Source organism: Streptomyces sp. LBL (assembly GCF_029893585.1).
GTDB lineage: Bacteria > Actinomycetota > Actinomycetes > Streptomycetales > Streptomycetaceae > Streptomyces.
In genome coordinates, this window is record NZ_JARXYX010000085.1 from 1 (window position 1) to 2,505 (window position 2,505).

The following is a 2,505-nucleotide window of genomic DNA, read 5'->3' on the forward strand; positions in this document are numbered from 1 at the left end:
TCCACCCGGCACGACAGCCGGGCTGCCGCCCTGCCCACAATCCACGCGGCAAGCCGAAACGGCCCACCGGAAGAACCGACGGACCGTCACGAAAGGTCGAGGTTAACGCTCAGGTGGCGGGCGTGCGAAAAGAATCAGCCATCCTTTGGCAGGCTCTGGGGGAGAAGTTGTTGAATAGAGACCCTGGTCAACATAGTTTGCAGCCTCTATAGGCCGCGAATAACTCCTGCTCAGCCGAATCCGGGGTGACTGAAACTTGAGGGTATTAGTTACGTCGAAACCGTCGCTCGGTCCTGTCCGGTCTGCGCGGCCGTAACAGGCGTTGTGGCGACGCCATTGCTAGTGTCCGATTGTGCCGCTCAGGTCCCTAGCGCAGCGCACTGTAAAACCCGCCAGCGGTATCGCGCTTGGGGTGCCTTGGAGGCTCAACAGAGCGTGACTTGTCCCCTGTGAGGTAGCTCAACGCTCGTGCTTGAGGGCGGAGTTGCCGCGGTGCCTGATAAGGTCCGTTGCTGCCGCACCTACACGTGGGAAAGCTAAAGAGCCGTACGCCTCTCCGGACAAGAGACTTGGCGTCACGGCTCTCCAACTACGACTCAAGGAATGCCTGCATGGAAGCATTACCTCAACACCAGTGCACTGAGCCAACCCAATGCACTGCGCAGTGCGTTGAGAATAGTACACCCAGGGAAATGAACAAGGCCATGCCGTGGTTCAAGCGCCACGAGGTTGTGGGGGCTGTCGCAGGAGCCGTGAGTGCGGTCGCTGCTGTGATCACCGTCTTCAAGTAGGGGTTGCTGTACAGCAGCGAAGTACAGCAACCACGGCAACCGGTCCCGTCCCGTAGCGTCCTTGTAGACCCGAAGTGCGACCTGTATGACCGTCACTGACCGATCTGTCTAGTGCCGCATCAAGCAACGTTCGCCCCGTTCTGGATACGGTGAGTCCATGAGCGGTGGTGATCAGGCGGACCTGGACGAGATTGAGTCGTGCTTCGCTGCTGTGGTCGAAGGGCGAGTGAGCCGGGACGCGGCAGACCGGTGGGCCGCACGCTGGGTCATCGACGACACCCTTGAATGGGACGAACTGTCCTGGTGGGCGTTGCGGCTCCTTCACGGGATCGATCTGCGGCCGGGTCCCGAGGAGCCGTACCTGCACGATGACGAGCAGATACGGGGGTGGCTGGAGGAGCTTCGGCGGCGCCGCGCCGGGTAATCCGCCTCGAAGGTCCTTTTGTTGTACGCACGGTGCCGCCAGAGTGTTGTCCTATGGCGGAGCGGGTGCGGGTTCGTGAGATTGATGATGACGAGGGTCGGCGACTGCTGCGGATCATCCGTCGGGGCACCGGGTCGGTGGTGACCTGGCGGCGGGCCCAGATGGTGCTGCTGTCCGCGCAAGGCATACCGGTGGCGAGGATCGCCGAGGTGTCGTTCACCAGCGACGACCGCGTCAGAGACGTGATCCACAACTTCAACACCGACGGCTTCGACTCGCTGTATCCGAAGTACAAGGGAGGCCGGCCCAAGGTCTTCACGCTGCCCGAACGCCGCGAGATCAAGAAGATCGCGAAGTCGAAGCCGACCGAGCATGACCTGCCGTTCTCGACCTGGAGCCTGACCAAGCTGGCGGACTTCCTGGTCGCCGAGGGGGTGGTCGACGACATCAGCCACGAGGGCCTGCGCATCCTGCTCCGCGAGGAAGGCGTCTCCTTTCAACGCCTGAAGACCTGGAAGACCTCCCGCGATCCGGACTACGCGGCCAAGAAGGCCCGCGTCGAACACCTCTACGCGATCGCCGACGGCGAGGCCATACCCGAGGACGGCGAACCCGAAGTCATCTTCTGCATGGATGAGTTCGGACCCCTCAACCTGATGCCGCACCCGGGCCGGCAGTGGGCCGAACGCGGAGGCAAGCACAAAGATCCCGACCGTGACCCCCGCCGACGGCGCCGGGCGACGTACAACCGCTACGGCGGAGTGCGGCACCTGTTCGCCGCCCTGGACCTCGGCAAGGACAAGCTCTACGGCCACATCAAGCCGATCAAGAAGCGGACACAGTTCCTGGAGTTCTGCCGCTACCTGCGCACGCTCTACCCTCCGACGGTGCGGATCGCGATCGTCAGTGACAACTTCTCCCCGCACCTGACCACGAAGAGATGCCAGCGGGTCGGCACATGGGCGGCAGCGAACAACGTCGAGATGGCGTACACCCCGACCAACAGCTCCTGGCTCAACCGCATCGAGGCCCAGTTCACGGCCCTGCGCTACTTCACCCTCGACGGCACGGACCACGCCGATCACAAAGAACAGGGCAGCATGATCCGCCGCTACATCATCTGGCGAAACCGCCACGCCGACGACCGGCGCCTACGCGCTGTCGTCGACAGGGCAAACGTTGCCTGATCCGGCACGGGTCTATCATGATTTAGGTGTTTTTAGGCCCTTTGGCCTAGTGGTTTTTGGTTGGTCCGACTGGCCTATACCCGTCCGGCGGTAAGGCGGCCGT

General features: G+C 62.7%; 2 protein-coding genes. Both read left to right on the forward strand.

Going from position 1 to position 2,505, the window contains the following annotated elements:
* The first annotated feature begins 948 nt into the window (after positions 1–948).
* Positions 949–1,215 carry a hypothetical protein gene (locus tag M2271_RS42345; RefSeq protein WP_280892804.1) on the forward strand — a complete coding sequence of 89 codons (267 nt, stop codon included), beginning with the start codon at positions 949–951 and terminating at the stop codon, positions 1,213–1,215.
* Between the two features lie 53 nt (positions 1,216–1,268).
* The gene (locus M2271_RS42350) at positions 1,269–2,402 is read left to right on the forward strand and encodes an IS630 family transposase (RefSeq protein WP_280892805.1); all 1,134 of its coding nucleotides are present in this window, start codon (positions 1,269–1,271) and stop codon (positions 2,400–2,402) included.
* Positions 2,403–2,505 lie beyond the last annotated feature (103 nt).